This is a genomic window from Kineococcus sp. TRM81007, from assembly GCF_022669155.1.
Classification (GTDB): Bacteria; Actinomycetota; Actinomycetes; order Actinomycetales; family Kineococcaceae; genus Kineococcus.
Genome location: NZ_JALBVB010000018.1, coordinates 1 through 2,841, shown reverse-complemented (window position 1 = coordinate 2,841; position 2,841 = coordinate 1). Strand labels below are relative to the sequence as shown.

General features: G+C 73.5%; 2 protein-coding genes, 1 tRNA gene and 1 pseudogene. All 4 read right to left on the bottom strand.

Going from position 1 to position 2,841, the window contains the following annotated elements; all coding sequences use genetic code 11:
- Positions 1-100 precede the first annotated feature (100 nt).
- Positions 101-172 (bottom strand) — tRNA-Gln (locus tag MN205_RS00475).
- 144 nt (positions 173-316) lie between these two features.
- On the bottom strand, positions 317-1,834 hold the full coding sequence (gltX, locus tag MN205_RS00470; protein WP_242123233.1) for a glutamate--tRNA ligase: 1,518 nt from the start codon (positions 1,832-1,834) through the stop codon (positions 317-319).
- A 44-nt stretch (positions 1,835-1,878) separates the two neighbouring features.
- On the bottom strand, positions 1,879-2,685 hold the full coding sequence (locus tag MN205_RS00465; RefSeq protein ID WP_242123231.1) for a fumarylacetoacetate hydrolase family protein: 807 nt from the start codon (positions 2,683-2,685) through the stop codon (positions 1,879-1,881).
- A gap of 39 nt (positions 2,686-2,724) precedes the next feature.
- Positions 2,725-2,841 (bottom strand): annotated as a pseudogene (locus MN205_RS22235) (methyl-accepting chemotaxis protein); the annotation flags it as partial.

Genomic DNA, 2,841 nt, shown 5'->3' with positions numbered 1-2,841 from the left:
GGATTCGAACCCGCGCTACCGCCTTGAGAGGGCGGCGTGCTAGGCCGCTACACAACGGGGCCCTAGCTCACCCGTTCTCCGAAAGAGAACAGGTCGTGCGCTGGGGTACCAGGACTCGAACCTAGACTAACTGAACCAGAATCAGTCGTGCTGCCAATTACACCATACCCCATGGTGATCTCCCGGCCGGCGAACCGCCCGGGCGCGTCGCAGACTCTACCGGGTCGCGGCGCCGCTCCCCAAATCGGCACCCGCGCCCGCGACCTGAGCCGACCGCCCGCCCCACGGGCGGGACGGCCGGCTCAGCGCGGCGCGATCAGCCCAGCGTCGCCCGCAGCCGGCGCAGGCGGGTGAGCGAGGAGTCCCGGCCCAGGATCTCCATCGACTCGAACAGCGGTGGCGACACCCGCCGGCCCGTCACCGCGGTGCGCACCGGCCCGAAGGCGAACTTCGGCTTGATCCCCAGCCCGTCGACGACCGCCGCGCGCAGCGCCGCCTCGATCGCCGCCGTCGTCCACTCCGCCAGCGGCTCCAGGGCGGCGAGCGCGGCGTCCAGCACGTCGGCCGCCTCGGGGCGCAGCGCGCCCGTCGCGTCCTCCTCCAGCACCAGGTCCTCGTCCGCGGCGAACAGGAAACCCAGCATCCCCGGTGCCTGCCCCAGCAGGGTCATGCGCTCCTGCACCAGGGGCGCGGCCGCGGCGAGCCGCTCCCGCTGCTCCTCGCCCGGTTCGGCGGGCAGCACGCCGGCAGCCTGCAGGTAGGGCACCAGGCGCTCGCGGAAGTCCTCCGGCGCCAGCATCCGCAGGTGCTGCGCGTTGATCGCCTCGGCCTTGGCCACGTCGAAGCGGGCCGGTGAGGCGTTGACGTCCGCCACGTCGAAGGCCGCGACCATCTCGTCCAGGGAGAAGACGTCCCGGTCCTCGGCGATGCCCCAGCCCAGCAGCGCCAGGTAGTTCAGCAGGCCCTCGCGGGTGAAGCCCCGGTCGCGGTGGTGGAACAGGTTCGACTCGGGGTCGCGCTTGGACAGCTTCTTGTTGCCCTCGCCCATCACGTACGGCAGGTGCCCGAAGCGCGGGACCGCCGTCGCGACGCCGATGTCGATGAGCGCCTCGTACAGGGCGATCTGCCGCGCGGTGGAGCTGAGCAGGTCCTCCCCGCGCAGCACGTGGGTGATCCCCATGAGCGCGTCGTCGACGGGGTTCACCAGCGTGTACAGGGGGTCGCCGTTCGCGCGCACCAGCACCGGGTCCGGGAAGGAACCGGCCTTGAACTCGATGCGCCCGCGCACCAGGTCGTCGAAGGAGTAGTCGCGGTCCTGCGGCACGCGCAGCCGCAGCGTGGGCTGCCGGCCCTGCTCGCGGAACGTCGCGACCTGCTCCTCGCTCAGGTCGCGGTCGAAGTTGTCGTAGCCCAGCGCCCTGGACCGACCGGCGGCCTCGTGGCGGGCCTCGATCTCCTCGGCCGTCGAGTACGACTCGTACAGGTGCCCGGCCGCCAGCAGCCGCCGCACGACGTCGTCGTAGGTGTCGCGGCGCAGGCTCTGGCGGTACGGCTCGTGCGGGCCGCCGACGTCGATGCCCTCGTCCCAGTCCAGGCCCAGCCAGCGCAGCGCCTCGAGGATCTGCGCGTAGCTCTCCTCGCTGTCGCGCGCGGCGTCGGTGTCCTCGATGCGGAAGACGAACGTGCCGCCCGTGTGGCGGGCGTGCGCCCAGTTGAACAGGGCCGTGCGGATCAGGCCGACGTGCGGGGTGCCCGTCGGCGAGGGGCAGAAGCGGACCCGGACGCCGGCGGGGCCGGGCGCCGGGACGGCGGGGGCGGGAGCGGTGTCAGTCATGGCCCCGCCAGCCTAGTGAGGCGCGCCGCCGCCGTCCCGGCCCGTCAGTCCTGCGGGGCGGTGAACGGCGTGGACAGGGTGCCGATGCCCTCCACCTCCACGTCCACGCGCTGCCCGGCGCGCACCGGGCCCACCCCGGCGGGGGTGCCGGTGAGGACCACGTCGCCCGGCAGCAGCGTCATCGCCCGCGAGACGTGGGCGATGATCGAGGGCACGTCGTGGACCATCGAGGAGGTGCGGCCGTCCTGGACGACCCCGCCCTCCTCGGCGGGGCCGTCGGCGAGGCGGGTGACGATGCGCAGGTCGGCGGGGTCCAGGTCGGTCTCGATCCACGGGCCCAGCGGGGTGAAGCCGTCCGCGCCCTTGGCGCGCCACCACTGCCCGTCGGACTTCTGCAGGCTGCGCGCGGTGACGTCGTTGGCGACGGTGTACCCGAAGACCACCTCGCCGACCCGCTCGCGCGGGACGTCCTTGCACAGCCGGCGGATCACCACGGCCAGCTCACCCTCGTAGTGCAGCTCCTCCCCAGCCCACCCCGGGATCGGCAGCGGGTCGCCGGGACCCGCCACGGAGGTGTTCGGCACGGTGAACACCAGCGGCTCGGCGGGCACCTCGTTGCCCAGCTCCGCGGCGTGGTCGGCGTAGTTGCGGCCGATGCCGAGGACCTTGCTGCGGGGGATCACCGGCGCCAGCAGGCGGGCGTCGGCCAGCGGCACGCGCTCCCCGGTGGGGTTCAGCGGCGTGAACAGGGGGTCGCCGGAGACGACGAGGATCTCCTCCTCCCCCGGCGCGCCCTCGACCACGCCGTAGCGCGGGTCGGAACCGGCGGCGGAGAACCTGGCGATGCGCATGCGCTCACCCTAGTGAGCGCCCCACCGCCCGGCCCGGCCCGCCCCGGCCGTGGTCTGCTCCGCGGCCGCGGCGATGCCGGAGATGTTGGTGGCGATCTCCTGGCTGCCGGTGGACACCTCGGTGACGTTGCGGACCATCTCGGAGGTGGTGGCGGA

Excerpts from the sequence above, each read along its gene's own strand:
- gltX (WP_242123233.1), bottom strand. The coding sequence starts at position 1,834 with ATGACTGACACCGCTCCCGCCCCCGCCGTCCCGGCGCCCGGCCCCGCC.
- MN205_RS00465 (WP_242123231.1), bottom strand. The coding sequence starts at position 2,685 with ATGCGCATCGCCAGGTTCTCCGCCGCCGGTTCCGACCCGCGCTACGGC.